This window comes from Vibrio sp. Vb0667, assembly GCF_033391095.1.
The window spans coordinates 1-1,195 of sequence record NZ_JAWPOL010000276.1 but is presented as its reverse complement, the minus strand read 5'-3'; the positions used below and the strand labels follow the sequence as shown (position 1 = coordinate 1,195).

The 1,195-nt window shown below is 46.3% G+C and carries 2 protein-coding genes; both read right to left on the bottom strand.

Annotated features, from left to right (window positions below):
- Window positions 1–368: histidinol-phosphatase (gene hisB / locus R8269_RS25240; protein WP_318222912.1), on the bottom strand; the 368-nt coding region annotated here is incomplete at its 3' end.
- Window positions 369–433: 65 nt separating this feature from the next.
- The coding region (gene hisC, locus R8269_RS25235) for a histidinol-phosphate transaminase (RefSeq protein ID WP_318222911.1) at window positions 434–1,195 on the bottom strand (762 nt) is incomplete at its 5' end.

The window sequence follows — 1,195 nt, the reverse complement described above, 5'->3', positions numbered from 1 at the left end:
TCCACTTTACCGCCTTGAAGATACTCTTTCACCATGCCTAATTTAGGCTTACGGCAAGAGCAATTGTCTTCTTCAAAATGCGGACAAATCAGTACATCATCGAACTTCACACCTTGAGACTCGAAGATCTCCATCATCATGTTGTGTGGCGCATCGAAGTCTTCTTGAGGGTAGCTGTCTGTGCCCAGACCATCTTGGTTTGTCACCATCACTAAACGGTATCCCGCATCCTGCAACGACAACAGGCTTGGGATAACAAACGGTTCTAGTTTTAGCTTATCCAAGCGATCAACTTGGAAATCAATCGGTGGCTCGACAATCAGCGTGCCATCTCGGTCGATAAATAGGATTTTTTGTTGCTTGCTCACTCGAACTTCCTTATTACTAATCTTGTTTCGTTCTCGGCATAAACCGAGAACGTTGAGAATTCTATTTATGAATAGTAGTTTCTAATGAAACCCAGTGTCTTTTCACACTCGTCGCGGTTACCAACGCTGATACGCACGCAGTTTTCAATTGGTGAGTTACGTAGAATGATTCCGGTATCCCACGCCGCTTTAAACAGCGCATCACCATCTGGGAATTTAACCAATAGATAATTGCCCCACCCTTCGAACACTTGCAATCCTGGAATCATCGACAAACCAACCTGCAGATAAGCGCGGTTTGCATTAAGGTCGAGGACTTGGAATTTCGCTCGAGCCAAACCTGCTTCTGACAAGGCTTGAACCGCAATTTCAGCAACAGGCACTGGTACTGGGTACGGCGCGATGACTTTAAGTAGGACGTTGATTAGCTCCTCGTTTGCAAGCGTGAAACCACAACGTAAGCCTGCAAGCGCGAACGCTTTTGATAACGTACGTAGAATCGCGAGATTTGGATATTGAGCTAACAAATCCACCGTTGACGCCTCAGGGCAAAAATCGATGTACGCTTCATCCATGACCACGATTGCTCGGTCTTTTGTCATCTCAAGCAGAGAGACAATATCTTCACGCTTAACGAGGTTACCGGTTGGGTTGTTTGGCGAACAAACAAAAACCAGCTTGACGTTATCGAGATTGGATTCGATGCCAGCAAGGTCAAGCTGCCAATCCGATGTTAGCGGTACAGTCTTACGTTCAACACCAATGGTTTCAGCACTGATTGCGTACATACCGTAAGTCGGGGGGCAGTACAAAATCGCGTCTTGTCC